This is a genomic window from Pseudomonas sp. L-22-4S-12 (assembly GCF_009799935.1).
Classification (GTDB): domain Bacteria; phylum Pseudomonadota; class Gammaproteobacteria; order Pseudomonadales; family Pseudomonadaceae; genus Aquipseudomonas.
In genome coordinates this window covers 82806-108033 of the sequence record NZ_WELL01000012.1, presented here as the reverse complement: position 1 = coordinate 108033, position 25228 = coordinate 82806, and the positions used below count along the sequence as shown (strand labels likewise).

The following is a 25228-nucleotide window of genomic DNA, read 5'->3' as shown; positions in this document are numbered from 1 at the left end:
TGGCCTCATCTTCTCAAGAGTTGAGGCCTCCACGAAACCCGGAGCGATTCATTCAGGCTGTGCTAGCTGTGCGCTGCGCACACGGGTATCAGCCTTCCTGAGCAAGCAGTTCGCTGATCCACCCGACCTGTTGTGTGAGCGCTTGCACCTGCTCTTCGGGCACGCCCTGCCGTGCTCGGGCGAAGTGGGTCAGGGTTCGCTGCTTGAGGCGCAGCAGGCGCTGCCACTTGGCCAGAAAGGCCGCGCTGCGTTGCTGCAATTGCAGGGGGCCGAAGTACAGTTCCTGGGCGGTGTACAGCACCGGCCCGCTGCGTTCGGCGACGATGATTTCGTAGTTGAAGCGGTTTTCCCGCAGCACTTCCTCGCCGAGGATGCGGTAGCCATTTTCCATCAGCCATTGGCGCAGGGGCTGCTCGCCGCCGTTGGGCTGCAGGATCAGGCGCTCCTTGCCGCTCAGGCGCGCCTGGTCGCGGTCGAGGATGTCGCGGATCGTTTCGCCGCCCATGCCGCAGAGGCTGATCGCCGTGATGCCGTCTGCGGGCTCGATCGCTGCCAGGCCACTGGCCAGGCGTACGCTGATGTGCTGGCTCAGGCCATTTTCGCGCACGGTGCGTTGCGCCGCGTGAAACGGCGTCAACGCCACCTCGCCGGCAACCGCCGCCGCGATCACGCCGCGCCTCATCAAGGCGACGAGCAGGTAGCCGTGATCCGAGCCGATATCGGCCAGTCGCGCACCGGCCGGCACATGCGCGGCCACGCGCTCCAGACGCTCGGACAATCTCTGTTCGTTCAACGGCTGCCTCTTTTCACCACGGTCGTCCGGCAGGTTGGGCCGGAACGGCGGGCGATTTTGTCGAGCAACAGCGTGCCTGGCAAATCCTGCTGCTCATCGTAGAACCTGTTTACGATCTTTTGGACTAGAGCCAGACAAGGCAAAAGCAGCCGAGGAAGCGGAGTTTACGAGCTGTAAATGAGCATTCCGAGGCTGCTTTTAACGCCGTATGGCCGACGGCCAGGAGATCGTAAGCAGGTTCTTAGGCGGGAAACTCGAGGACAAAGCGTGTCCAGCCCTCGGCCGATTCGCAGCGGATCTCGCCGCCATGGGCGCGGACGATGGAGCGGGTGATGGCCAGGCCGAGGCCGGCGTGCTCGGCATTGCCCTCGCGGCGGGCCGGGTCGGCGCGGTAGAAACGGTCGAACAGGCGCTCGCGCAATGCGGCAGGAATCTCCGGGCCCTGGTTGGCCACTTCGATGCGTACGGTGGCGCCCGAGCTTGCGGTGCTCAGGCGCAGCTCGCCGCCGTTGGGGGTGAAACGCAGGGCGTTGTCGATCAGGTTGCTCAGGGCGCGGCGCAGCAGGCCGCGGTCGGCGCTGAGCGCGGCCTGGCCGGCGACCCGCAGGGTGACCCCGGCATCCTCGGCCATCGGGGCGAAGTACTCGGCCAGCGCGGCCAGCTCGGCGCCCAGTTCCAGGCTTTCCCGGCGGGTCTGCAGCAGGCCGTGTTCGGCCTTGGCCAGCAGGAGCATGTCGCCGACCATCTGCGCCAGGTGTTGCAGTTCCTCCAGGTTGGAGTGCAGCGCTTCCTGGTAGTCCTCCAGCGGCCGTGGCTGGCTGAGGATCACCTGGGTCTGGGTCAGCAGGTTGGACAGCGGCGTGCGCAGCTCGTGGGCGATATCGGCGGAGAACGCCGAGAGGCGGGCGAAGGCATCTTCCAGGCGCGCCAGCATGGCGTTGAAGGCCTGCGCCAGCTCGCCCAGCTCGGCGGGCAGGCTCTGGATCGGCAGGCGGGTGGTCAGCGAGCTGGCGGAAACCTGCTGCGCCACTGCGGTCATGTTGCGCAACGGGCGCAGGCCACGCCGCGCCACCCAGGCGCCGAGCAGGGCGGTGGCCAGGGCCGAGAGACCGACGCAGAGCCAGATCAGCCGCTGCATCTGCTGCAGGAAATGCTGGTGGTGGGTGATGTCCAGCAGCAGGCTCAGGCGCAGGCCGTTGTCCAGGCGCTGCTGCAGCACCCGGTAGTCGCTGGCGCCGCTGCTCCAGCGCTGCAGCGCCTGGCTGGAAGCCGGCAGCTCGGCGAGTGACGCCAGGCTGGCCAGCCATACCTGGCCATCGCGCTCGTCGATGCGCAGGGCCAGCTCCGGATGGCGTTGCAGCTCCAGCTGTATGGCGGCGCGGCGGCTGGCCAGCGCGTCGGGGTCGTCGGCCCCACGAAGAATGTCGGCGAATACGGCCAGTTTGCCTTGCAGCAGTTGCCGGTCCAGCTCGACGAAGTGCAGGGCGCTGGCCTGGCTGAACAGGCTGCCGGCGATCAGCGCCACCGCCGCGGCGCAGGCGGCGAACAGCAGGGCCAGGCGATTGGCGAGGGACATCAGTGGCGCGCCTCCAGCACATAGCCCATGCCGCGCACGGTGTGGATCAGCGGCTGGGCGAAGCCGTCGTCGACCTTGGCGCGCAGGCGGCGGATGGCCACCTCGATGACATTGGTGTCGCTGTCGAAATTCATGTCCCACACCTGCGAGGCGATCAGCGACTTGGGCAGCACTTCGCCCTGGCGGCGCAGCAGCAGTTCGAGCAGGGCGAATTCCTTGGCGGTCAGCTCGATGCGCTGGCCGGCGCGTTCGGCGCGGCGGCGCAGCAGGTCGAGGGACAGGTCGGCCAGTTGCAGCTGGGTGTCCTGCGCCACGCCGTTGCTGCGCCGCAGCAGGGTGCGCACGCGGGCCAGCAGCTCGGTGAAGGCGAAGGGCTTGACCAGGTAATCGTCGGCGCCGGCCTCCAGGCCGCGCACGCGGTCCTCGACTGCGTCCCTGGCGGTAAGGAACAGCACCGGGGTGTCCAGGCCGGCGCCGCGCACGCTGCGCAGGATCTGCCAGCCGTCGCGGCCGGGCAGCATCACGTCGAGGATCAGCAGGTCATGCTCGCCGGACAGCGCCAGCAGCTCGCCGCTGCTGCCGTCGGCGGCCAGTTCGACGCTGAAACCGGCCTCGGCGAGGCCCTGGCGCAGGTACTGGCCGGTCTTGGGTTCGTCTTCGACTATCAGCAGTTTCATTTGGGGCTCACAGCCGGGGGCTCGTGCGGGGTGGATGCCGGCTTTATACGTCATACAGGGGCAGGAATGAGCAAAGCTGACAAAGTTGTAATCTTCGCGTCAGCTTAGCGCCAGTTGCCGGCGTCTAGAGTGGGCCATCTTCCATCCATGGAGCCTCACTCATGTCCGCACGTTTTCTTCTGCCGCTGCTCTGCGCCATCAGCCTGCCGGCCCTGGCCGCTCCGGGGCACTTCAGTTTCGGTGAGCCGGGCAAGGCGGCCGAGGCCGACCGCACCGTCACCATCACCCTGGGCGATATGTACTACGAGCCGGGCAGCGTGCAGGTCAAGGCCGGCGAGACCGTGCGTTTCGTGCTGAAGAACGACGGCGCGCTGCTGCACGAATTCAGCCTGGGCGATGCGGCCATGCACGCCGAGCACCAGAAGCACATGCTGGCGATGCAGCAGATGGGCATGCTCACCCCGACCGGCATGTCCCAGGACATGGGCAAGATGGACCATAGCCAGCACGATATGAGCGGCATGCAGCACGGCAAGATGACCCACGACGACCCCAATACGGTGATGCTCGAACCGGGCCAGAGCGCCGAGCTGACCTGGACCTTCAGCCGGAGCACCCGCCTGGAGTTCGCCTGCAATATCCCCGGCCACTACCAGGCGGGCATGGTCGGTAATGTCGAGGTCAAGCCGTGAGGCGTCTGCTACTCGCCGCCGGACTGCTGGGCCTGAGCCTGGCCGCCCAGGCCGCTCGCTACGAACTGGTGATCGACGAGGGCCAGGTGCGCTTCAGCGACGGCGTGCGCCCGGCGCTGACCGTCAATGGCCAGAGCCCGGCGCCGGAACTGCGCTTTCAGGAAGGCGAGGCGGTGGAGATCGCCGTCACCAACAAACTGGAGCGCATGACCGCGCTGCACTGGCACGGCATCATCCTGCCCTATACCCAGGACGGCGTGCCGGGCATCAGCTTCCCCGGCATCCAGCCGGGCGAGACCTTCACCTACCGCTTCACGGTCAACCAGTCCGGCACCTACTGGTACCACGCCCATGCCGACTTCCAGGAGCAGGAGGGCATCTACGGGCCGCTGATTATCGAGCCCAAGGGCCGCCAGCCGTACCGCTACGACCGCGAATACACGGTGCTGCTGTTCGACTGGCAGGACGAGAAGCCGGAGCGCACCCTGGCCAATCTGAAGAAGCAGGCCGACTACTACAACGACCAGCAGCCGACCCTCGGCGACCTGTTCCGCGACGCCAAGCGCGACGGCTGGAGCGCGGCGCTCAAGGATCGCTGGGACTGGGGCAACATGCGCATGGCCAAGACCGATATCGCCGATGTCAGCGGCTTCCGCTTCCTGGTCAACGGCCGCGACGCCGAGCAGAACTGGACCGCGTTGTTCAAGCCGGGCGAGCGCGTACGCCTGCGCATCATCAACGGCTCGGGCATGAGCTACTTCGACCTGCGCATCCCCGGCCTGGCCATGACCGTGGTGCAGGCCGACGGCAATGATGTGCAGCCGGTGACCGTCGACCAGCTGCGCATCGCCGTGGCCGAGACCTATGACGTGATCGTCCAGCCGCGGGAGGACAAGGCCTACACCTTGTTCGCCGAATCCATGGACCGCCGCGGCTATGCCCGCGCCACCCTGGCGCCGCGGGCCGGCATGCAGGGTGAGGTGCCCGCGCTGCGGGCGCCGCGCCTGCTGAGCATGGCCGATATGGGCATGGCCCACGCCGGGATGGATCATGGCGCGATGGGTGATGGCGAGATGGCTGGCATGGATCATTCGGCCATGGCAGGCATGGACCATTCGAACATGGCGGGGATGGATCACTCGGCGATGGCCGGCATGGATCATTCGCAGATGGCCGGCATGGACCATGGTGCGATGAATCACGCGGCCACGGCCCAGGCGAACAACCCGGACTACGCCGCCGGCAGCGGCATCGCGCCCGAACCGGTGGATGGCGGGCGCGTGCTGGTCTACGGCGACCTCAAGGCCATGCGCCCGGCCGCCGGCTACCGGGCGCCGGACCGTACCATCGAGCTGCAGTTGACCGGCAACATGGAGCGCTACTTCTGGTCGTTCAACGGGGTGAAGTACTCCGAGGCAGAGCCGATCCGCCTCAAGTACGGCGAGCGCGTGCGCTTTCGCTTCGTCAACCAGACCATGATGAACCACCCCATGCACCTGCACGGCATGTGGATGCAGCTGGACAAGGGTAACGGCCAGTTCAACCCGCTCAAGCACGTGGTCAACGTGGCGCCGGGGCAGACCCTGGAAGTGGACGTGCCGGCCGACGCCATGGGCGAGTGGGCCTTCCATTGCCACCTGATCTACCACATGGGCAGCGGCATGTTCCGCAAGGTCGTGGTCGAGGCGGCCGACGGCAGTAGCCAGCCGTTCTACAGCGAACAACCGGCGGCCAAGGAGAGCGAACATGCGCACCATTAATCTGCTGCCGGCGCTGCTGCTGGCCACCCCGGCGCTGGCCATGGAGCCGCACATGGACGCCATGCCGGTAGCCAAGCTGGCCGTGGATCACCTGGAGCAGCGCTTCGATGGCGACGACCAGGCGCTGGCCTGGGAGCTGGAAGCGACCTACGGCAACGACCTGCACAAGGCGGTGCTGAAAAGCAGCGGCGAGCGCGCCGACGGCGGGCCGACCGACTCCAGCGAGACCCAGCTGCTGTATCGGCGCATGGCCAGCGAGTTCTTCGACTGGCAGGCCGGCGTGCGTCATGACGACCAGCCGGGGCCAACCCGCAGTTATGCGGTGCTCGGTGTGAACGGCCTGGCGCCGCAGTGGATCGAGCTGGACGCCAACCTGTTCGTCAGCGAACGCGGCGACCCGTCGCTGCGCGTCGAGGCCGAGTACGAGCTGCTGCTGACCCAGCGCTGGGTGCTGGAACCCAAGCTGGAATACGACCTGGCCCTGGCCGACGACCGCGACCTGGACGTCGGCGCCGGCGGCAGCACCCTGGAGGCCGGGCTGCGCCTGAATTACCGGGTCAGCCCGCAGTTTTCGCCCTATGCCGGCTATGTCTGGGAGAAGACCTACGGCCGCAGCGGCGACTGGCTGCGCGAGGAGGGCGAGCATGACGAGGAGGGCGCCTGGGTGCTGGGGCTGAAATTCTGGCTGTAATCGCTGCCGTAGGGTGCGCCGTGCGCACCATGGCCCCGCGCGGTCTGCCTGGTGCGCACGGCGCACCCTACGATTTGTTCTCCACCGAGGCTCCGTGTGATCGAAACGCAGCCCCGGTCCTTGGGCGTATAATGCCCGCCGTTTTCCGCTTTCCAGGCCGTCGCCATGCAGCATCCCGCCGAACACTCGCCGCTGGGCAAATCCAGCGAATACCTTTCCAGCTACGCTCCCGAGCTGCTGTTTCCCATTCCGCGCGCCACCAAGTGGGCCGAACTGGGGCTGACGGCCAGCACCTTGCCCTACCAGGGCGTGGACTACTGGAACTGCTACGAGCTGTCCTGGCTGCTGCCTTCAGGCAAGCCGGTGGTGGCCATCGGCGAATTCGCTATCCCGGCCGACTCGCCGAATATCATCGAGTCCAAGTCGTTCAAGCTCTACCTCAATTCGCTGAACCAGAGCATCTATGCCAGCCAGGCCGAGGTCGAGCAGGTGCTGGCGCGCGACCTGTCCACCTGCGCCGCTGCGCCGGTGACGGTGCGGGTGCGCAGCCTGGATGCGGTGGCCGCCGAGGGTGTGGCCGTGCTGCCGGGGCGCTGCATCGACGACTTGGAAATTGCGGTCAGCGACTACGCCCATCCGCGCCCAGAGTTGCTGCGCTGCACCGCCGGCGAGATCGTCGAGGAAACCCTGTATAGCCACCTGCTCAAGTCCAACTGCCCGGTCACCGGCCAGCCCGACTGGGGCACCCTGGTGGTCGACTACCAAGGCCCGCGCCTGGATGCCGCCAGCCTGCTGGCCTACGTGGTGAGCTTCCGCCAGCACCAGGACTTCCATGAGCAGTGCGTGGAGCGGGTGTTCCTCGACCTGCAGCGCCTGCTTCAGCCGCAGCGGCTGACCGTGTATGCGCGTTACGTGCGCCGCGGCGGGCTGGATATCAATCCCTATCGCAGCACGGCGCCGATCAGCCCGGACAACCGGCGGCTGGTGCGCCAGTAACGAAAGGCTATGTACCCGTTCCGTGTTGCACAGGCCATCGAGCTTGAGTGGGAGCGGATTTATCCGCGATAGACAGGCAGTTCGGCGTAGGCCCTGATCGCGAATGAATTCGCTCCCACGAACAGCCAGAGCAGCCACCGCGGGCGCTTGAGCCAAACAGCAGCGCGGCGTGGCAACGCGTAACAGCTACATAGCTAACGAAAAAGCCCGCAGATGCGGGCTTTTTATGGGCCGTGGTTTGCGGCTGAAGCCGCTCCTACGTGGAGCGTGGCCTAGATGCCCATGTTGGCCAGGCTCTGCAGGATATTGCGCAGGGTGCCGGCCAGGGTCGGGTGCTGGGTTTCGAAGCGCTCCACGGCCAGGTTGACCCCGTCGACCAGGCTGGCGTCCGGAGCGCTGGCCAGCTCCTTGGCCAGTTTCAGGTCGATCTCCTGCATCAGTTCGAGCAGGGCGGCGCGGTCGTCGGCGTCCAGCGGGATATCGGTGGCCAGCTCTTCGCGCAGTTGCTGAAGATGTTGCTGCAGGCGTTCGGGCATGGTTGCTCTCCTTCAAGACTACAAAGTGGACCCAAGGGTCTGTTCCCGTTTCGTTCGCGAACCGCGTTGCTGCGCAAAATCGCGCCAGGCTAGGCGTGGGACGCAGGCAATGGTCATTCCCTTGGCAAGTCCCGCAACGACGCATGGCGCAATTTTACGCGCAACCCGCAGGGACGGGCCCATTTTTGCGCGGGACGTCGTTACTCGACGGCTCATTTGGACCACCAAACCTCGCGTCTCGCGCCTAGCTCCGCGCAAAAACGGGCTCCGTCGCGGCCGTGAATGAAACGGGAACAGACCCTGGCCACGTGGCAAAGGTTCGTCCCTTTGCGTGAAGGTTAATCCAGCCGCGGCGCTCTTGCCTGATCCGGGTCAAATGGCCGGGGGATTTGTCTTTCAGGGTTTTTCGCCTTTCTGCCGGCGCATGGCCAGGTCCTGCAGGCAGGCGGGGATTTCTCCGGGGTGGTCGATCACCGAGTGGGCGCCGAGGCGATAGAGCTGCAGGGTCGCCGCGACGCGCAACTTGTCGCGCTCGGGGCCGGGCAGCGCCTGCCAGTCGCCGAGGGCCAGGCCGCACAGCGAGCCGCAGGTGGCCAGGCCGATGCACCACAGTCCGGCATTCAACCCGGCCTGCAGCAGGCGCGGCTCGCTGGCGATCAGCACGCAGCCGTGCAGGTTGTCGACCTGCAGGCCGGCGAGGGCCTGCCAGATGCTGTCCGGCGCCGGCCAGGGGCGTGCCGCGCCGACCTGCGCCGCCGGCAGCCAGCTCGGTAGTGCCCGGGCTAGGCGCGCACTGGCCGCGGCGGGCAGCTCGTCCAGCCAGGCGCAGGGCAGCTGCTGGCGCTGCAGTTGGTTGAGCAGTTCGTCGACTCCGGGCAAGCGTTCGGCATATTCCGCGGCGCTGGCCAGCAGTGCCGGCAACAGCTCGCTGTCATCCAGGCAGTGGGCGCGGGCGACCGGCAGGGTGCGCGCGCCAAAGTCCACCAGGCAGCCGGAGAGGCCCAGCAGCAGGGCATTGAAGGCGGGCACAGCAGGCGAGCCGGGCATGGCGAAGGTCCCCGAGGATATGCCGGCAGCCTAGGCCGGTTCAGTGACGATCCGATGACAGCGGGTTTCAGGCGGGCGGGGCGCCCATGACGCGGCGCAGGCTGTCCGGCACCGGCACCGAGGCGTTGCTGGCATGGTCGATCCAGACCAGCTTGCAATGGCCTTCGCCGTAGCAGCTGTGCGGGTCTTCGCGGGTACTCAGGCGGTGCTCGACCACCAGGCTGCTGCGCCCGACCGCGCCGGCGTACAGCTCGATCACCACGGTGGCCGGATGCACCACCGGCTTGAGGTAGGTGTGCAGGGTCTGCAGCACCACCGGCCCCTGCGGCGCGTGGTCGATGGCGATGCCGACAAGGGCGAACCACTCCACGCGCGCTTCCTGGACGTACTCCAGGTAGACGGTGTTGTTGACGTGGCCGTAGTTGTCCATGTCGCCCCAGCGAACCGGGATATGGGCTGTATGCAGGAGCTGCTTTTCCGCCATGCTTTCGTCCACTTTGCTGCTGCCTTAAACCGGCACTGCTGTTTATACTGCGCCACATTGAAGGCTGGCTGCGGGCCGCCACACTACTAATGCCAAGGAGAGACTGCAAATGCGCGTAGCCGCTGCAAGCTGGATCGACCGCCTGGGTCGCCTGTGTGTCTGTGCCACCCTGGTTCTGCTGCCGGCACTGGCGCAGGCCTCCGAGGACGACCCGTGGGAGGCCTTCAACCGGCCGGTCTTCCGCTTCAACGATACCCTCGACACCTACGCCCTGAAGCCGCTGGCGCAGGGCTACCAGAAGGTCACCCCGCAGTTCCTCGAGGACGGCGTACACAACGTGTTCGGCAATATCGGCGACGTCGGCAACCTGGCCAACAACCTGCTGCAGGGCAAGGTGCATGACGCGGGCGTGGATACCGGCCGCCTGATCTTCAACACCACCTTCGGCGTGCTCGGTTTCTTCGACGTGGCCACCGAGATGGGCCTGCAGCGCAGCGACGAAGACTTCGGCCAGACCCTCGGCGCCTGGGGCCTGGGCAGCGGCCCGTACCTGGTGATCCCGTTCCTCGGCCCGAGCAGCCTGCGCGACGCCCCGGCCAAGATCCCCGACAGCTACCTGGGCATGTACCCCTACATCGACCATGTGCCGACCCGCAACGTCACCCGCGGGGTGAATGTGGTCGACGCGCGCGCCAGCCTGCTCTCGGCGGAAAAGATGGTCAGCGGCGACAAGTACATCTTCATCCGCAACGCCTACCTGCAGAACCGCGAGTTCCGCGTGCAGGACGGCGAGGTGGTGGACGATTTCTGATCGTCTGCACAGACATGAAAAAGGCGGCCTCGGCCGCCTTTTTCATGTCTGACTGTTACTCAGGTCATCGACAGGATGGCCAGTCCGATGGACTGGCGCCCGCCGCCCAGGTCGATGATGCGCATCACCTCGCCTTCGGCATCCAGGCCCTTGAGCTCGTTGTGGTCGGAGGCGATGTGCACCTTGACCATCTGCCCCAGGCTCAGCGCGCACTCGGCTTCCAGTTGCATGCCGGTGCTCGACAGGTCGAGGCACAGGGCGGGAATGCTGCGGCCTTCGAGATGCAGCGTGACTGGTGCCTCCAGGCGCATGCGGATGAAATCGCGTTTTTCACTGTAGGCACGATCGCTTTGGCTCATGGACCCTGTCCTCTTGTTTTGGGGTGCTCCTCCTGGCACTTATAACCCTCGTCGATTTGAGGTGTAAAGTCGCAGAACGACAATCGGCGCCAGCTTGAATCACCCCGCGGATGGTAGTACCGTCTGCGCCGTGAAATGACCGTGCACAGGTGTTGCGGAAATCGCCGCGCGCTAATCGTCAACTTCCCCCTCCGGCGTCCTTTGCCTGGATAACGCATGCACAATCCCAGCGCCAAGCTGCTGATTATTGATGATGACGAGGTGGTCCGCGCCAGCCTCGCCGCCTACCTCGAAGACAGCGGTTTCAGCGTCCTGCAGGCTAGCAATGGGCTGCAGGGGCTGGAAGTGTTCGAGCTGCAACGTCCGGACCTGGTCATCTGCGACCTGCGCATGCCCCAGGTGGACGGCCTCGAACTGATCCGCCGGATCAACGCGCTCGACACCGAAGTGCCGGTGGTCGTGGTCTCCGGTGCGGGGGTCATGAGCGATGCGGTCGAGGCCCTGCGCCTGGGCGCCGCCGACTACCTGATCAAGCCGCTGGAAGACCTCGCGGTGCTCGAGCACTCGGTGCATCGGGCCCTGGATCGCGCGCACCTGCGCGTCGAGAACCAGCGCTACCGCGAGAAGCTGGAAACCGCCAACCGCGAGCTGCAGGCCAGCCTGCACCTGCTGGAGGAAGACCAGAACGCCGGGCGCCAGGTGCAGATGAACATGCTGCCGGTAACCCCCTGGCAGGCCGACGGGCTGAATTTCGCCCACCACATCATTCCGTCGCTGTATCTGTCCGGCGATTTCGTCGACTACTTCCGTGTCGACGAGCGCCGCATCGTCTTCTATCTGGCCGATGTTTCCGGGCATGGCGCCTCGTCGGCCTTCGTCACCGTGCTGCTCAAGTTCATGACCACGCGCCTGCTGTACGAGTCGCGCCGGGGTGGGGTATTGCCCGAGTTCAAACCCTCCGATGTGCTGGGGCACATCAACCGCGGCCTGATCAACTGCAAGCTGGGCAAGCACGTGACCATGCTCGGCGGGGTGATCGACGAGCAGAGCGGCAAGCTGACCTACAGCATCGGCGGGCACCTGCCGCTGCCGGTGCTGTACAGCGACGGCCAGGCGCGTTACCTGGAAGGCCGCGGCCTGCCTGTCGGGCTGTTCGAGGAAGCGGTGTATTCCGACCTGGAAATGGACCTGCCGGAGGCGTTCAGCCTGACCCTGCTGTCCGACGGCATCCTGGACCTTTTGCCCGGCGAGACACTCAAAGACAAGGAAACCGTGCTGCCACAACTGGTGTGCTCGGCGGGCGGCACGCTCGATGGCCTGCGTCAGGTCTTCGGGCTGGCCAATCTGGGCGAGATGCCCGATGATATCGCCTTGCTGGTGTTGAGCAGGAACCTTGCATGAATCCTGGGAATAGCCCCGGTCGAATCCAGTTTGCCGAGCAGGATGGTACCTTCGTCCTGAAGTTTGTCGGCGAGATCCGCCTGACCCTGTGTTCGGCGCTGGACTCCACAATCGAAAAAATCTTCACGGCGCTGAATTTCTCGGCGATCGTCATCGATCTGACGGAAACCCGCAGCATCGACAGCACGACCCTGGGGTTGCTGGCCAAGCTCTCGATCCTGTCGCGACAGAAGATCGGCCTGTTGCCGACCCTGGTCACCACCCATCCGGACATCACCCGTTTGCTGCAGTCGATGGGCTTCGATCAGGTGTTCAACATCGTCGATAAACCGATCCCGTGCCCGGAGTGCCTGGATGACCTGCCGTCGCAGGATCATTCGGAAGAAGTGGTCAAGGCCAAGGTGCTGGAAGCCCATCGCATCCTCATGGGCCTCAACGAGTCCAACCGCGAAGCCTTCCACGATCTGGTCAACGCGCTGGAACGCAGCTGAGTCCACGGCTACAAAAAAGGGCGATACCCGCAAAGGTATCGCCCTTTTTCTTTGTCCGGGAATCAGGTGCGCGCGGCGAGCAGTGCCTCGAGCTTCTCCTGGTCGCGGGCGAACAGGCGGATGCCCTCGGCCAGCTTCTCGGTGGCCATGGCGTCTTCGTTGAGGGCCCAGCGGAAGGCGCTCTCGTCCAGCACCTGGCGCGGTTCGCCGGCGCTCGCGCTGAGCAGGCGCGGCAGCTCGCCCTGGTCGTCGCTCAGTTGCTGCAGCAGGTCCGGGCTGATGGTCAGGCGATCACAGCCGGCCAGTTGCTCGATCTGGCCCAGATTGCGGAAGCTCGCGCCCATCACCACGGTCTGGTAGCCATTGGCCTTGTAGTACTGGTAGATGCGCGTCACCGACTGCACGCCCGGATCTTCGGCGCCGACGAAGTCGCGGCCTTCGGCCTTCTTGTACCAGTCGTAGATGCGCCCGACGAAGGGCGAGATGAGGAACGCGCCGGCATCGGCGCAGGCCACCGCCTGGGCAAAGGAGAACAGCAGGGTCAGGTTGCACTGGATACCGGCCTGTTCCAGCTGCTCGGCGGCGCGGATGCCTTCCCAGGTGGAGGCGATCTTGATCAGCACGCGCTCGCGGCCGATCCCGGCCTGCTCGTACAGACCGATGATGCGCTCGGCGCGGCGCAGGGTGGCTTGGGTGTCGAAGGACAGGCGCGCGTCCACCTCGGTGGAGATCCGCCCCGGAATCACCTTGAGGATCTCCTGGCCGACCGCCACGCCGAAGCGGTCGCAGGCCAGGCCCAGGTCGCCCTGGCAGCCGGCGACCGCTTCATCCAGCAGGTGGGCGTAGCGCGGCAGGGCGGCGGCCTTGAGTAGCAGGGAGGGGTTGGTGGTGGCGTCCACCGGCTTGAGCCGGCTGATCGCGTCGAGGTCGCCTGTGTCGGCGACCACGGTGGTGTACTGCTTGAGTTGGTCCAGCTTGGAAGTCATGACGAAACCCTGTCGTTGCAAGTGTCATGACCTTACCCGAGCGGCGAGTGCCGCTCAACGGTCTGGCTTGCAGGTTTCAGCGGCCGGCGAGCAGCTCGCCGGCCTGGTCGAGCAGGGCCAGCGGGTCCTTGACCTTGTGCACGTCCACCGACAGCAGTTGGCGGAAGCGCCGCGCGCCGGGGAAACCCTGGGCCAGGCCCAGCACATGGCGGGTGATGTGGTGCATCACGCCGCCCTCGGCGATGTGCTGCTCGATGTACGGGCGCATGCGCGCCAGCGCCTCGGCGCGGCTGATTACCGGGCCTTGCTGGCCGAACAGCAGCTGGTCGACCTGGGCCAGCAGGTAGGGGTTGTGATAGGCCTCGCGGCCGAGCATCACGCCGTCGAAGGTCTGCAGGTGCTGCTGGCATTCCTCCAGGGTCTTGATCCCGCCATTGAGGATGATCTCAAGCGCCGGGAAGTCCTGCTTGAGCTGCGCTGCGACCTCATAGCGCAGCGGCGGCACTTCGCGGTTTTCCTTGGGCGACAGGCCTTCGAGGATGGCGATGCGCGCATGCACGGTGAAGCTGGTGCAGCCAGCATCGCGCACCGTACCGACGAAGTCGCACAGCTCGGCATAGCTGTCGCGGCCGTTGATGCCGATGCGGTGCTTGACCGTGACCGGGATGGATACCGCGTCCTGCATGGCCTTGACGCAGTCGGCCACCAGCTGCGGATGGCCCATCAGGCAGGCGCCGATCATGTTGTTCTGCACCCGGTCGCTGGGGCAGCCGACGTTCAGGTTGACCTCGTCGTAGCCATGTTCCTCGGCCAGCCTGGCGCAGGCCGCCAGCTCCGCCGGGTTGCTGCCGCCGAGCTGCAGGGCCAGCGGGTGCTCGCAGGCGTTGTAGCGCAGGAAACGCTCGGCCTCGCCGTGCAGCAGGGCGCCGGTGGTGACCATCTCGGTATACAGCAGGGCCTGGCTGGACAGCTGGCGCAGGAAGAAGCGGCAGTGGCGGTCTGTCCAGTCCATCATCGGCGCCACGGAGAAGCGGCGGGAAGGCTCATGCCGCGTGGTTACTGGCTTTGAAGCTGATTCTGTGTGCATCTTGGTCTGTCTGATTTGCGGCTGTTCTTACCTGTTTTCGCTTGCTTTTGAAGATCCACTGGAAAAATTTACCAGCCTCAAAAAATCATGCCCCAAGTCGGATGGCGACGATCGGGAAGCGGAAAAAGGAAAGACGGAACCTTCGGGTACACGGCCCAGATCCGGATCATGGGTGGTGGCGCGCAAGTCTATCAGGAAGCTCAGACGTTTGACCGGCAGTGCATGGGTCCTGCGCCAGTGAAGGGCGGCGAAGCGGCACCGCTGGTCGTCTTTTGCCGGTCATGGAAAGAAATCAAAGCACTGCTGCTGATCTGGCTGACGCTGCATGGCGCTTGATCAGGGGCATGGTGACGTTTCCGACCAGTAACTGACGAGGCTATTGGGTTGAGCTCTAGCTAGAGCGACACTGGCCACTCGTAGACGGGGGCGAAACCGCCACCTGGGGTTCGAAAGTTAGTGGTCTGCCCTTGATAGAGACGTGCCGCCACCCATTGCACCGTGCCGTCGTACACGTAGTCGCGCAGGTCGAACTTTAGTGCCTGCGCAGGCGCGTCAGCCGAGATCACCCGCTCACCGGGTAGCACCAGTGCCTGCGCCACATACTCGCCGGCAAGAATGTCCTGCCAGACACGTTTGGTGAGCTTGTCCCCTCGGTACGCGGCGCGGCTGCCGAACCCCGCGATGGGCTTGAAGAACCGCGTGCGCCGTTCACTCCATAAGCGCTGCGCATTTTCAGCCGTGACTATTTCCGTGCGCGGAATGCCGGCCAGCAAAATAGCCTGAATGCTCGGGGCCACGCCCAGTGCCTGAAGGCTGTCGGCATTGCTGAGCAGGGCCAGGTTGCGTTTATCGGCATACAGGGCGTGCGCCTGCGGATGGGGGGTAAGCACCGTTGCGTTCGACAGATAGGCCTCGCGCAAGGTGTCGCAGGATGGGGACGCCAAGTAGAAATCGGTCAGCCTGTTGTAGACCAGGTCAATGGCCAGATCAGCGTGCCACAGCCGGTTGTCACGCAAGCTCAATTCAGTCGGATCGACGATCACTGCTTGCAGGCCGTGCCGCTCAAACAGTTGCTGGAACAACAGGAACTCGGGGTACAGGTACTGCTGTGCAGGTGCCTCATCGACGATGGCGATTGTGCGCAGTGGCTGCTGACGGCCACTGAGCGACAATTCGTGACGGAACATCGCCACGATATTGGCTTCCAGCGTACTCGCCAGGATTGGCGCAGGCAGCAGGCTATCCATCGCCGGGCAGCAGGCCCGTTGCGCCCTGGCCAGCACGGCGTTGAGCATCGCGCCGCCAGCATTGGTGTTGATTTCTATCAAGCCGAAACTGTCATCGGCCACATGAAAGTCGTAGCCAAAGAAGGCGCCTCGGGCGCCGCCTGGGTCATGTCGGGCAATGGCCGGCGCCGTGGCCAGAACCTGTTCGCGATAGGCCGGCAGAGCAATGACGGACTCAATGGCCCGAATCAAATCGCCCATGCGCGTCAGGTGATCTGCGGAGACAAACACCGGTAACGCGGCAAACAGATAGGGGCAACGCTCGCGTATCAGTTCCAGCAACCCTGGCTGGCCGATTTCCGACGCCAGCGCCGAACGCAGCGCCTGCTCACTGAGGCTGATGCAAAAACACTTGTTGTTCAGAGCCTCAATGGCGGAGGCCCCGGGGATTGCATATGGAAGCGATGCTGGCGTCCGGGACGTCATGGTCTTGATTCGAGCCATCACTGCGCCGCCGAGAGCCAGGCCTGGATATCCGCAACGGTCGGAATCCTGCCGCTGCTGACCACCTTCTCGTCGATTACCAGCGCAGGCGTGGCGAGGATGTCGTAGGCCATGATCTTGCTCATGTCGGTGACTTTTTCGAACTCGGCCTGGATGTTCAGGCTCTGCGCGGCTTCGCGAGCAACCGCTTCCAGTCTCTTGCAGTTGGCGCAGCCCGAACCGAGGATTTTGACGTTCAGCATATGCAGCTCCTTCGTGTGTTGGTCAGCTTGCGGTTTGTGTGCGTTGACGGCGGATCAACAGATAGAGACCGGCCACTACGAGCAGCCAGGCAGCCATCCCGGTACCCAGGGTCAGCCAGCCGGTGCCATCGACCCAGGCACCGAACAGCAGGCCGGCGACGATGCTGAATGAGCCGACCAGCCCGACGTAGGCGGCGGTCTTCTTGCGGCCAATCACGGCGGCCACCATCAGCATGCTCTGCAGGCTCAGCTCGGGATCGGCCATCAGGTAGGCCAGGAGCGGCCCCGGGTGCATGCCCAGATCCAGGAACATCTTGGCCACCGGCACCTCCACCAGGGTTGGGAAGTACATGAATACGCCGAAGCCAACAGCCACGGCATTGGCCAGCACCGAGTTGCTGCCGGCGAGGGTTTCAATCCACTCGGGCTGAATGACCTGGCGCACCATGCCGACAATGAATACGCCCACCACCAGCACCACGAATATCTGCTTGACGAAGCGCCAGGCTTCCCACAGCCAGCCCTGCCAATCCTCGGCGGGCAGCTGGCGGGCAAAATGCCAGGTGGAGAGCATGGTCAGTGCAACGGCCAATACGCGACCAGTGAAGGTAAAGGTCAAGATGCCGGGCCCTGGCGTCAGGCGTAGCGAGGCGATCAGCAAGGTGCTGGCGGCCAGACCCAGCGCAAGCCACGTCCAGCCACTGGCTCCTTCGGTGATGTTATCCAGGCCGCGCTTGGCCGTGGCGGCGATCATCAGCAGCAGGGCGATGAGTGTGGAGCCCTGGAAGCTGACACCCTCCTCGCCCTTGCTGGCGTCGAATGGCACCCAGGCAAACAGACGATCCTGCCAGGTCTGGGCCCAGGACAGCGGGATGCTGAGGCTGAATAGGTCTGCGCTCAGTGGCCAGAGCTTCAGGGTGCCGGCAATCAGCAGGGCCACCAAAGACAGCAATACGCCCAATGCCGGCCGGGAAACGCTGGCCCTGTCGGCGAACAGGGCATCGGACCGGGCGTCGTGGCTCTGGTCGTCCTTCCAGAACAGAGTGGCCATCAGCAAGCCGATGCCGATGCCGAACACCAGGCAGAGGATCAAGCGGGCGATGGCAAAGTCCGCCCCCAGGATGTTGCCGGTATAGGCCAGAGCCATGATGTTGCCGGCCGGCGCAAAGAACAGAAAGGTGATCGCCGGGCCGATACCCGCACCTTTGCGATAGACGCCCGCGAACAGCGGCACGATGGTGCACGAACAGACGGCGATCAGAGATCCCGCCAGCGCCGCCGCCGGATAGGACACGTAGACCGGCGCATGGCGGCCCAGCCAGTGGGTGATGCTGGCTTTGGGAATGAGGGCTGCCATGGCGCCAGCGATGAAGAACGCCGGCAACAGGCAGAGCAGCACGTGGGCCGCCAGGTAGGAGGCCAGGCTGCCGGCACCACCGTTGAGTAGCTGGAGTACGAGTTCCATGGGGAGTCCTCAGTCCTTGGCATTAGACGGCTCGTGTCCATGATAGTGAATGGGCTTTGGCGGGTTTTGACGTCGGTCTATAGCACGTAGGAAAACCTTGCGCAGTTCGCTGAACCACAGCACCAGGCTGCCCATAGCCAGGCAGATCAGCCATTGTTCGATGGTCAGGGGGACAGTGCTGAAAGCCCGGTTGAGCGGCTGCCAATGGACAACCGCCACTTGCAAGCCAATGCCCAGGGCAATAGCGACCCACAGCCAGAGATTGTCGAAGATCCCCCGGAAGGCACTGGCCGATTCGGAGCGTGCATTCAACGCATTGAACAGCTGCGCCAGAACCAGCACGGTGAACGCGGCGGTTCGCGCCGATTCTAGTGAGGCGCTGCCCGGTAGCAGGCCGCCCGGCAGCAACCAGTCAAAGGTCGCCAGGCTGGCCAGCGCCATGACCAGACCATTTTGCATCACGCCACGCCACATGCGCGCATCGATGACCCGATCAGTCGGGCGGCGCGGACGCCTGGCCATCACATCGTCGCTCTGCGGGTCGATGCCCATGGCCAGCGCAGGGGCTGCATCGGTAATCAGGTTGATCCAGAGAATCTGGGTGGCCAGTAACGGCAGAACTATTGCGCCATTGGCATCGACCAGACCGATCAGGCTGGCGCCGATCACCGCGAGGAAGACCGTCAGCACTTCGCCCATGTTCGAGGACAGCAGGTAGCGCAGAAACTTGCGGATGTTGTCCAGAATGGCGCGTCCCTCACGCACGGCGACGACGATGGTGGCGAAGTTGTCATCCGCCAGGATCATCTTGCCGGCCTGCTTGGTCACCTCGGTTCCGGTAATTCCCATGGCAATGCCGATGTCGGCGGACTTCAGGGCCGGGGCATCGTTGACCCCATCCCCGGTCATCGCCACCACATGGCCCTGAGCCTGCAGCGCATCGACGATCCTCAGCTTGTGCGCAGGCGCTACCCGTGCATACACCGAGGTTCGCTTCACGGCTTCAGCCAGACCGGCATCATCCAGCTGGTCGATGTCGGCTCCGGTCAGGGCACCGGCGCCCGCCTCGATGATGCCCAGATCCTCGGCGATGCGCGCGGCGGTGCGGGGGTGATCTCCGGTGATCATGATGATGCGGATACCGGCCCGGTGGGCATCGGCAATTGCCGGGGCCACCTCCTCGCGTGGTGGGTCGATGATCCCGACCGTGCCAATGAATATCAGCTGATTCTCCAGGGCAGGGCCGGCGGTCACCAGCTCATCCGCCAGCAGCGGTCGATAGGCCACCGCGAGCGTGCGCAGCGCCGCTCCGGAGAGCTCATCCACATCGGCCAGGGCTCGGGCACGGATGTCGTCCGTCAGCGGCACGACATCCATGCCGACCTGAACGCGCGTGCAGTGCCCGAGCAACACATCGGGAGCGCCCTTGCTGATCAGCAGGCGCTCACCGTCCTGCTCATGGTCGATGACCAGCGCCGACATCATCTTGCGTTCGGACGTGAAGGGAATTTCGCCAACTCGCTCGAAGCGCTCCTTGCTGCGTGCGGGAGCATCCAGCTTGCGCTCGGCCACCAGGAAGGCCGCTTCCGTGGGGTCGCCCTGGATGACCCAGGTGCCATCTTCCAGCTGTTGCAGCTCGGCATTGCCGGCCAGGCTGCCGCCACGCAGGAGCAAAACATGCTCACTGTGCACCGGACCACAGCACAGGGCCTTGTCGGCATGCTGGACCTGTCCTTCGGGCGCGTAGCCGACACCGCTGACACTCGCGTTGCCGGAGGCCGTCATGGTCCGCTGGATGGTCATCTCGGAGCGGGTCAGGGTGCCGGTCTTGTCCGAACAGATCACCGAGGCGGAGCCCAGCGTCTCGACCGAAGACAGCTTCTTGATGATCGCCTTGTTGCCGGCCATGCGTTGTACGCCCATGGCCAGCACCAGTGACAGGATCGCCGGCAAGCCCTCCGGGACGGCGGCGACAGCCAGGGATACGCCCAGCATCAGCACGGCGACCACATCCGCCGCACTCCGAATGTCCGTCAGCAGCAGCACTGTCGCTACCACCACGGCGGCGATGACCACCACGCCGATGCCGAGCATGCGGCCAATTTGCCGTACCTCTTTTTGCAGCGGAGTGGCGTCATCGGGAGTGCTGTCCAGCAGGTGAGCGATAGCCCCCACCTCGGTCGTCATGCCCACCGCCGTCACCAGACCGAGCCCGCTGCCCTCGGCAATGGCGGTGCCCTTGAACACCATGTTGGCGCGCTCTGCCAGGGGCACTTGTACCGGCAAAGGTAAAGCATGCTTGGACACCGCTTCGCTCTCGCCGGTCAGCGACGCCTCCAGCACACGCAGGGCATTCGCCTCGACCAGGCGGGCGTCGGCGCCCACCGAATCCCCTTCGGCCAGCACCAACAGATCGCCCGTGACCAGTTGGCTGCTGGGGATGCGTGCCAGGGCGCCATCGCGGATAACCGCGGAGGTGGTCTCGGTGAGTTTCGCCAGGGCCGCTGCGGCCCGTTGCGAGCGGGCCTCCTGCAAGAACCCGAGCAGGGCATTGATCAGCATGATCGTGACGATGACCAGGGCATCGATGGGCCAGTCGCTGCGGTCGCCAAGCAGCCAGATGCCCAGGGTTATCGCCACGGCGGCGAGCAGCAGATAGACCAGCGGATCTTGGAACTGCGCCAGAAAGTGCTTCCAGGCGGGGATGGCCGCTTGCGTCACCAGCTCGTTCGGCCCATCGCGAGTCAGACGAGCCTTCGCCTCAGCACTGGTTAGCCCAAGACGAATGTCGGCCTTTAGTTGCTCGGCCAGCCGCTCGATATCCAGCAAATACGCCGGTGTGGATACCTGAGCGCCAGGACTCGTTTCGCGCTTCATCGGGAGCAGCTCAGTTGGCAGCCGCTGTCGTGCTCCAGCTGGATCGTCGCGTGATCGATGGCAAACCGCTCATGCAGGCCCTGGGTGGCCGTGCGCAACAGCGCGTCTCGGTCGGTATCACCGCCAACCGACAGGTGGGCAGTGAGCGCAATCTCTGCGCTGCTCATGGCCCAGACGTGCAAGTCATGCGCGTCGCAGACACCCGGCAACCCCAGCAGGTATTCACGCACCGCTGGCAGATCGACCTGTTCGGGAACGCCGTCAAACATCAGGTGCAACGACTGGCGGAACAACGACCAGGTGCCGAGGACGATCACCGCTGCAATCAGCAAGCTGAGAACCGGATCGATCCACTGCCAGCCTTGCCAGAGGTAGAGCAACCCAGCCAGCACGACACCCACCGATACCAGGGCATCGGCCGCCATGTGCAGGAATGCTCCGCGCAGATTGAGGTCGGTGCGGCTGCCAGACATAAACAGCCAGGCGGTGACTGCGTTGATCACCACCCCAATGCCGGCGACCAATATGACGGTTTCACCCACCATGGGCTCGGGGTGTTGCAGGCGCTGGATGGACTCCCAGCCCAGCGAGCCCATCGCCAGCAGCAGAATGATGGCATTGAGGAAGCTGGCGAGGATCGAGCCCTTGCGCCAACCGTAGGTATGCCGCTCGTTGGCATGCAGGCGCGAGGCAATCAGGGCTACCCACGCCAGGATCAGGCCGGCCACATCGCTCAGGTTGTGTCCCGCATCCGCCAGTAAGGCCAGCGAGTTTACCTGCCAGCCATAGAAGGCCTCGACGAGAACGAAGCCGAGATTGAGAGCGATGCCGATGGCAAAGGCCCGGTCGTATTGCCGGGCATCGGTAGGGGGATGGCTGTGCCCGTCATGCTCATGGCTGTGCGTTATCACCTGCTTTCCACCCTCTGTCACCTGCTGTCGAGCTTAGAGGGACTTGGTGCCTATTCCCATGTGCTAGATCAAGGCTCCAGTCGAGAACCACCCACGCGCTTAGAACCTGTTTACGATCTCCTGGCCGTCGGCCATACGGCGTTAAAAACAGCCTCGGAATGCTCATTTACAGCTCGTAAACTCCGCTTCCTCGGCTGTTTTTGCCTTGTCTGGCTCTAGTCCAAAAGATCGTAAACAGGTTCTTAGCTCGCCAGCTGCTGATGCCTGGGCAGGCCGATGGATATCAGCGCGGCCAGCACGACGAAGGCGCTGGAGACCCACAGGCAGGCTTGCAGCCCGTATTGCTGGAAGACCCAGCCGGACAACAGTGTCCCGACCAGCCGGCCTAGCGCGTTGGACATGTAGTAGAAGCCGACATCCAGCGACACGCCGTCTTCCTTGGCGTAGCTGACGATCAGGTAGCTGTGCAGCGACGAGTTGATGGCAAACACGCCGCCGAAGATCAGCAGCCCGCCCACCAGCAGCGCCTGCTTGGGCCAGTCGCTATCCAGGCCCAGGGCAATGGCGGCGGGAATACCGGCCAGCAGCGCCGCCCAGAGGAAGGCCGCACGGCCATCGGGCACATGCCCGCTGCGCTTGCCGGTGAGAGCGGGCGCGAAGGACTGCACGATGCCGTAGCCGATGATCCAGCTGGCCAGAAAGCCGCCGACCATCCAGAAGTCCCAGCCGAAAACCGTGCTCAGGTACACCGGCAGGGCGACCACGAACCAGACATCGCGGGCGCCAAAGAGGAACAGGCGGGCGGCGGAGAGGATGTTGATCGCCCGGCTCTTGGAGAGGATGTCCCTGAACTTGGGCTTGGCTTTGGCCTTGCCCAGATCCTTCTTCAGCAGGAACAGGCTGGAGAGCCAGATCACTGCCAGCACGGCGGCCATGGCCAATACCGCGCCGGCAAAACCGAGCACGGCCAGCAGGGCGCCGCCGAGGAAGAAGCCCACGCCCTTGAGCGCGTTCTTCGAGCCGGTGAGGATCGCCACCCACTGGTACAGCGTGCCCTGCCGGGCATCGGGCACCAGCAGCTTGATGGAGCTCTTGGCCGACATCTTGTTGAGGTCTTTGGCGATCCCCGACAGCGCCTGCGCGCCCATGACCCAGGGCACGGTCAGCCAGGCAGCGGGCACGGTGAGCATCAGCAGTGCGACCACCTGCATGGCCAAGCCGATGTTCATGGTGCGATTGAGGCCCAGCCGAGCGCCGAGGTAGCCGCCGACCAGGTTGGTGACTACGCCGAAGATCTCGTAGAACAGGAACAGCGCTGCAATCTGCAGCGGCGAGTAGCCGAGGCTGTGGAAGTGCAACACCACCAGCATGCGCAAGGCGCCATCGGTGAGGGTGAATGCCCAGTAATTGCCGGTCACCAGCAGGTACTGTTTGACCTCCGGGGCCAGGGCTGACAACGCCTTCATGCTTGTTTCCTTGTTGGCCTGATTAGCCGCCGGTCTTCCGCCAGTTGCATAGGTGAGCGACCGTGTTGGGCTTCGCTACGCTCAACCGCAACCTACGAGATGACCAGGGGCCAGTAGGTTGGGTTGAACCGCAAGGCGGTGAAGCCCAACAGCCTGCGGTTGCCTTGGTTGATCAAACGGCCAGACCGACCAGCCTGGCCAACTCCACGGTGCGGTTGGCATAGCCCCACTCGTTGTCGTACCAGGCATACAGCTTCACCTGGGTGCCATTGATGACCATGGTCGACAGCGCATCGATGATCGAGGAACGCGGATCGGTGCGGTAATCGATGGACACCAGCGGGCGTTCCTCGTAGCCGAGGATGCCTTTCAGTTGGTTGGCGGCCGCCGCCTTCAGCAGTTGGTTGACTTCCTCCACCGTGGTGGCCCGTTCGACCTCGAACACGCAGTCGGTCAACGAGGCGTTGGCCAGCGGCACACGCACGGCGTGGCCGTTCAGCTTGCCGCGCAGCTCGGGGAAAATCTCGGCAATGGCGGTGGCCGAACCGGTGGTGGTCGGGATCAGGCTCATGCCGCTGGCGCGTGCACGGCGCAGATCCTTGTGCGGGGTGTCGAGGATGCTCTGGGTGTTGGTCAGATCGTGAATGGTGGTGATCGAGCCATGGCGGATGCCGAGGTTCTCGTGGATCACCTTGACCACCGGAGCCAGGCAATTGGTGGTACAGGAGGCAGCGGTAACGATGCGGTGCTGCGCCGGATCGAACAGCTGTTGATTGACGCCCATCACCACGTTCAGCGCGCCTTGCTCCTTCACGGGCGCGCAAACCACCACGCGCTTCACGCCTTGATCGAGGTAGGCCTGCAATACCGCCACGGTCTTCATCTTGCCGCTGGCTTCGATCACCAGATCGCAGTCCGACCAGTCAGTGTCGGCAATCGCCTTGTTGGCGGTCACCTGGATGCGCTTGCCGCCGATCACCACGCAATCGCCCTCACTGCCGGCTTCGTGGTGCCAGCGACCGTGTACCGAGTCGAAGTTGATCAGGTGCGCATGGGTGGCGGCGTCGCCGGCCGGATCGTTGATGCGGATAAATTCGAACTCGGGCCAGTCCCAGGAGGCGCGCAGCGCCAGGCGACCGATGCGACCGAAACCGTTGATGCCAATCTTGATAGCCATGTTCTTCGTCTTCGCTGCTGGAATTAGTGGGTGGCACCGGACTGGGGAATCCAGTCGAGGTGAGTGGGCTATTGCATGGCCCTGCATTCAGTCGCAGGCCGGCTTGCGCCCGGGGCGATCACGCATTTGCCAGAGGCGCTGCACGTCCTGGCGCAGCCACTCTGCATTGCAGTCCAGGGTTTGCTTGAGGATATCGGTCACCCATTCCGGCAGCTGCGGGTGCAGGCGGTAGTACACCCATTGGCCATTGCGCCGATCCTCCAGCAGGCCGCAGCCGCGCAGCAGGGCCAGGTGGCGGGAGATCTTGGGTTGCGCCTCTTCCAGTGCCGAGGTCAGTTCGCAGACACACAGTTCCTGTTCCAGGGTGACCAGCAAGGCGATGCGCGTCCGGGTCTCGTCAGCCAGGCATTTGAAGACCTCGGTTGGCGACATCGGGTGATCGCCGGCGGGCTCTTGAGTCGGCTTGCTCTTGATCAGCACGAACATCTTTATCCGTTCATGGATCTCATGCAGGGTCTTGCGGTAGGCGTCTTTCTGGGCGCTTGCCGCCGGGTCTGCGAAGTTCCAGGCGATGTACTCGCCGGCGCCAGGCAGCGCCAGGCACTCCAGGGCGGACTTGTCACACAGGGTGATCACATAGTCGAAGGGCTCGCCAGCGACCTGCTCGATGGACTTGCTGAACAGACCGTCAGTGGCAATGCCAAGCTGCTCCAGCGCCTCGCGTGCGCGGCTATCCACCTCGGTGGGGGCGGAACCGGCGCTGTAGGCTTCGAAATGCTCCGGGGCGGTATGGCGCAGCAGGGCTTCGGCCATCTGTGAGCGAGCGGAGTTGGCGACACAGAGGAACAGGACACGCTTTTTCCGGCTCATGTTGATCTCTGGCAAAGATGCATGTGGGCGAATATATTGTTTTCCGAATATTCGGTAAAGTGAATATTATTGGCGCCACGGGCCAAGCGAATCAGGAGAGGCA

The 25228-nt window shown here is 64.5% G+C and carries 25 protein-coding genes; 8 read left to right on the top strand and 17 right to left on the bottom strand.

What is annotated here, in order from left to right; genetic code table 11:
- Positions 1-88: 88 nt before the first annotated feature.
- From F3I16_RS20355 to F3I16_RS20345, 3 genes are all read right to left on the bottom strand, one after another.
- Positions 89-793 carry a tRNA (adenine(22)-N(1))-methyltransferase TrmK gene (locus tag F3I16_RS20355; RefSeq protein ID WP_306110103.1) on the bottom strand — a complete coding sequence of 235 codons (705 nt, stop codon included), beginning with the start codon at positions 791-793 and terminating at the stop codon, positions 89-91.
- Positions 794-1034: 241 nt separating this feature from the next.
- Entirely contained in the window at positions 1035-2369 is a 1335-nt protein-coding gene (locus F3I16_RS20350) for a heavy metal sensor histidine kinase (protein WP_160495346.1), read from the bottom strand.
- Entirely contained in the window at positions 2369-3046 is a 678-nt protein-coding gene (locus F3I16_RS20345; RefSeq protein WP_160495345.1) for a heavy metal response regulator transcription factor, read from the bottom strand. Before F3I16_RS20345 ends, F3I16_RS20350 begins: the two co-directional genes overlap by 1 nt.
- Before the next feature lie 161 nt (positions 3047-3207).
- On the opposite strand from F3I16_RS20345, the gene F3I16_RS20340 reads away from it, so the two are divergent.
- From F3I16_RS20340 to queF, 4 genes are all read left to right on the top strand, one after another.
- Complete coding sequence (locus F3I16_RS20340; RefSeq protein WP_160495344.1) at positions 3208-3738, top strand: plastocyanin/azurin family copper-binding protein; 531 nt, start codon at positions 3208-3210, stop codon at positions 3736-3738.
- Positions 3735-5498 carry a copper resistance system multicopper oxidase gene (locus tag F3I16_RS20335; RefSeq protein WP_372239668.1) on the top strand — a complete coding sequence of 588 codons (1764 nt, stop codon included), beginning with the start codon at positions 3735-3737 and terminating at the stop codon, positions 5496-5498. The genes F3I16_RS20340 and F3I16_RS20335 overlap by 4 nt, the downstream gene beginning before the upstream one ends.
- The gene (locus tag F3I16_RS20330; protein WP_160495343.1) at positions 5485-6189 is read left to right on the top strand and encodes a copper resistance protein B; all 705 of its coding nucleotides are present in this window, start codon (positions 5485-5487) and stop codon (positions 6187-6189) included. Before F3I16_RS20335 ends, F3I16_RS20330 begins: the two co-directional genes overlap by 14 nt.
- 165 nt (positions 6190-6354) lie before the next feature.
- Positions 6355-7185 carry an NADPH-dependent 7-cyano-7-deazaguanine reductase QueF gene (gene queF, locus F3I16_RS20325; RefSeq protein ID WP_160495342.1) on the top strand — a complete coding sequence of 277 codons (831 nt, stop codon included), beginning with the start codon at positions 6355-6357 and terminating at the stop codon, positions 7183-7185.
- A 272-nt stretch (positions 7186-7457) separates the two neighbouring features.
- On the opposite strand, the gene F3I16_RS20320 is transcribed toward queF, so the two are convergent.
- From F3I16_RS20320 to F3I16_RS20310, 3 genes are all read right to left on the bottom strand, one after another.
- Positions 7458-7721: a DUF4404 family protein gene (locus F3I16_RS20320; protein ID WP_160081140.1), complete on the bottom strand. Its 264-nt coding sequence runs from the start codon at positions 7719-7721 to the stop codon at positions 7458-7460.
- Between the two features lie 396 nt (positions 7722-8117).
- Positions 8118-8768 (bottom strand): HAD family phosphatase, encoded by a 651-nt coding sequence (locus tag F3I16_RS20315; RefSeq protein ID WP_160495341.1) that lies wholly within the window; start codon positions 8766-8768, stop codon positions 8118-8120.
- A gap of 67 nt (positions 8769-8835) precedes the next feature.
- Positions 8836-9252, bottom strand: a complete 417-nt coding sequence (locus F3I16_RS20310) for a thioesterase family protein (protein WP_160495340.1) — start codon at positions 9250-9252, stop codon at positions 8836-8838.
- Positions 9253-9361: 109 nt separating this feature from the next.
- Here F3I16_RS20310 and F3I16_RS20305 point away from each other — a divergent pair, with 109 nt between their 5' ends.
- Entirely contained in the window at positions 9362-10063 is a 702-nt protein-coding gene (locus F3I16_RS20305; RefSeq protein WP_160495339.1) for a VacJ family lipoprotein, read from the top strand.
- Positions 10064-10122: 59 nt separating this feature from the next.
- Here the strand turns inward: F3I16_RS20305 and F3I16_RS20300 are convergent, their stop codons facing one another.
- Positions 10123-10422 (bottom strand): PilZ domain-containing protein, encoded by a 300-nt coding sequence (locus tag F3I16_RS20300; protein WP_160495338.1) that lies wholly within the window; start codon positions 10420-10422, stop codon positions 10123-10125.
- A gap of 216 nt (positions 10423-10638) precedes the next feature.
- Here F3I16_RS20300 and rssB point away from each other — a divergent pair, with 216 nt between their 5' ends.
- Both rssB and rssC read left to right on the top strand, forming a co-directional pair.
- Positions 10639-11823: a two-component system response regulator RssB gene (rssB, locus tag F3I16_RS20295; protein WP_160495337.1), complete on the top strand. Its 1185-nt coding sequence runs from the start codon at positions 10639-10641 to the stop codon at positions 11821-11823.
- Entirely contained in the window at positions 11820-12314 is a 495-nt protein-coding gene (rssC, locus tag F3I16_RS20290; RefSeq protein ID WP_160495336.1) for an anti-sigma factor antagonist RssC, read from the top strand. The genes rssB and rssC overlap by 4 nt, the downstream gene beginning before the upstream one ends.
- 62 nt (positions 12315-12376) lie before the next feature.
- Here rssC and tal read toward each other — a convergent pair whose 3' ends face one another.
- Positions 12377-13300, bottom strand: coding sequence for a transaldolase (tal, locus tag F3I16_RS20285; protein ID WP_160495335.1), 924 nt, complete (start codon positions 13298-13300; stop codon positions 12377-12379).
- 76 nt (positions 13301-13376) lie between these two features.
- Positions 13377-14387: a tRNA dihydrouridine(20/20a) synthase DusA gene (gene dusA, locus F3I16_RS20280; protein ID WP_160495334.1), complete on the bottom strand. Its 1011-nt coding sequence runs from the start codon at positions 14385-14387 to the stop codon at positions 13377-13379.
- 87 nt (positions 14388-14474) lie between these two features.
- Between dusA and F3I16_RS21030 the strand changes: the two genes are divergently transcribed.
- Positions 14475-14723, top strand: a complete 249-nt coding sequence (locus F3I16_RS21030; protein ID WP_178116697.1) for a hypothetical protein — start codon at positions 14475-14477, stop codon at positions 14721-14723.
- Between the two features lie 59 nt (positions 14724-14782).
- Here F3I16_RS21030 and F3I16_RS20275 read toward each other — a convergent pair whose 3' ends face one another.
- The 8 genes from F3I16_RS20275 to F3I16_RS20240 all read right to left on the bottom strand — a co-directional run bounded on the left by F3I16_RS20275 (position 14783) and on the right by F3I16_RS20240 (position 25125).
- Positions 14783-16117 carry a hypothetical protein gene (locus F3I16_RS20275; protein WP_256670250.1) on the bottom strand — a complete coding sequence of 445 codons (1335 nt, stop codon included), beginning with the start codon at positions 16115-16117 and terminating at the stop codon, positions 14783-14785.
- Entirely contained in the window at positions 16117-16359 is a 243-nt protein-coding gene (locus F3I16_RS20270) for a thioredoxin family protein (protein WP_160495333.1), read from the bottom strand. The genes F3I16_RS20275 and F3I16_RS20270 overlap by 1 nt, the downstream gene beginning before the upstream one ends.
- Before the next feature lie 22 nt (positions 16360-16381).
- Positions 16382-17824: a permease gene (locus F3I16_RS20265; protein ID WP_160495332.1), complete on the bottom strand. Its 1443-nt coding sequence runs from the start codon at positions 17822-17824 to the stop codon at positions 16382-16384.
- Positions 17825-17833: 9 nt separating this feature from the next.
- Positions 17834-20701, bottom strand: coding sequence for a cation-translocating P-type ATPase (locus tag F3I16_RS20260; protein WP_160495331.1), 2868 nt, complete (start codon positions 20699-20701; stop codon positions 17834-17836).
- Positions 20698-21612 (bottom strand): cation diffusion facilitator family transporter, encoded by a 915-nt coding sequence (locus tag F3I16_RS20255; protein ID WP_372239666.1) that lies wholly within the window; start codon positions 21610-21612, stop codon positions 20698-20700. Before F3I16_RS20255 ends, F3I16_RS20260 begins: the two co-directional genes overlap by 4 nt.
- Before the next feature lie 242 nt (positions 21613-21854).
- A complete protein-coding gene (gene arsJ / locus F3I16_RS20250; protein ID WP_160495330.1) occupies positions 21855-23078 on the bottom strand; it encodes an organoarsenical effux MFS transporter ArsJ in 1224 nt (407 codons plus the stop codon).
- A 172-nt stretch (positions 23079-23250) separates the two neighbouring features.
- Positions 23251-24255 (bottom strand): ArsJ-associated glyceraldehyde-3-phosphate dehydrogenase, encoded by a 1005-nt coding sequence (locus F3I16_RS20245; protein WP_160495329.1) that lies wholly within the window; start codon positions 24253-24255, stop codon positions 23251-23253.
- A gap of 87 nt (positions 24256-24342) precedes the next feature.
- Positions 24343-25125 carry a metalloregulator ArsR/SmtB family transcription factor gene (locus F3I16_RS20240; RefSeq protein WP_160495328.1) on the bottom strand — a complete coding sequence of 261 codons (783 nt, stop codon included), beginning with the start codon at positions 25123-25125 and terminating at the stop codon, positions 24343-24345.
- Between the last annotated feature and the right edge of the window lie 103 nt (positions 25126-25228).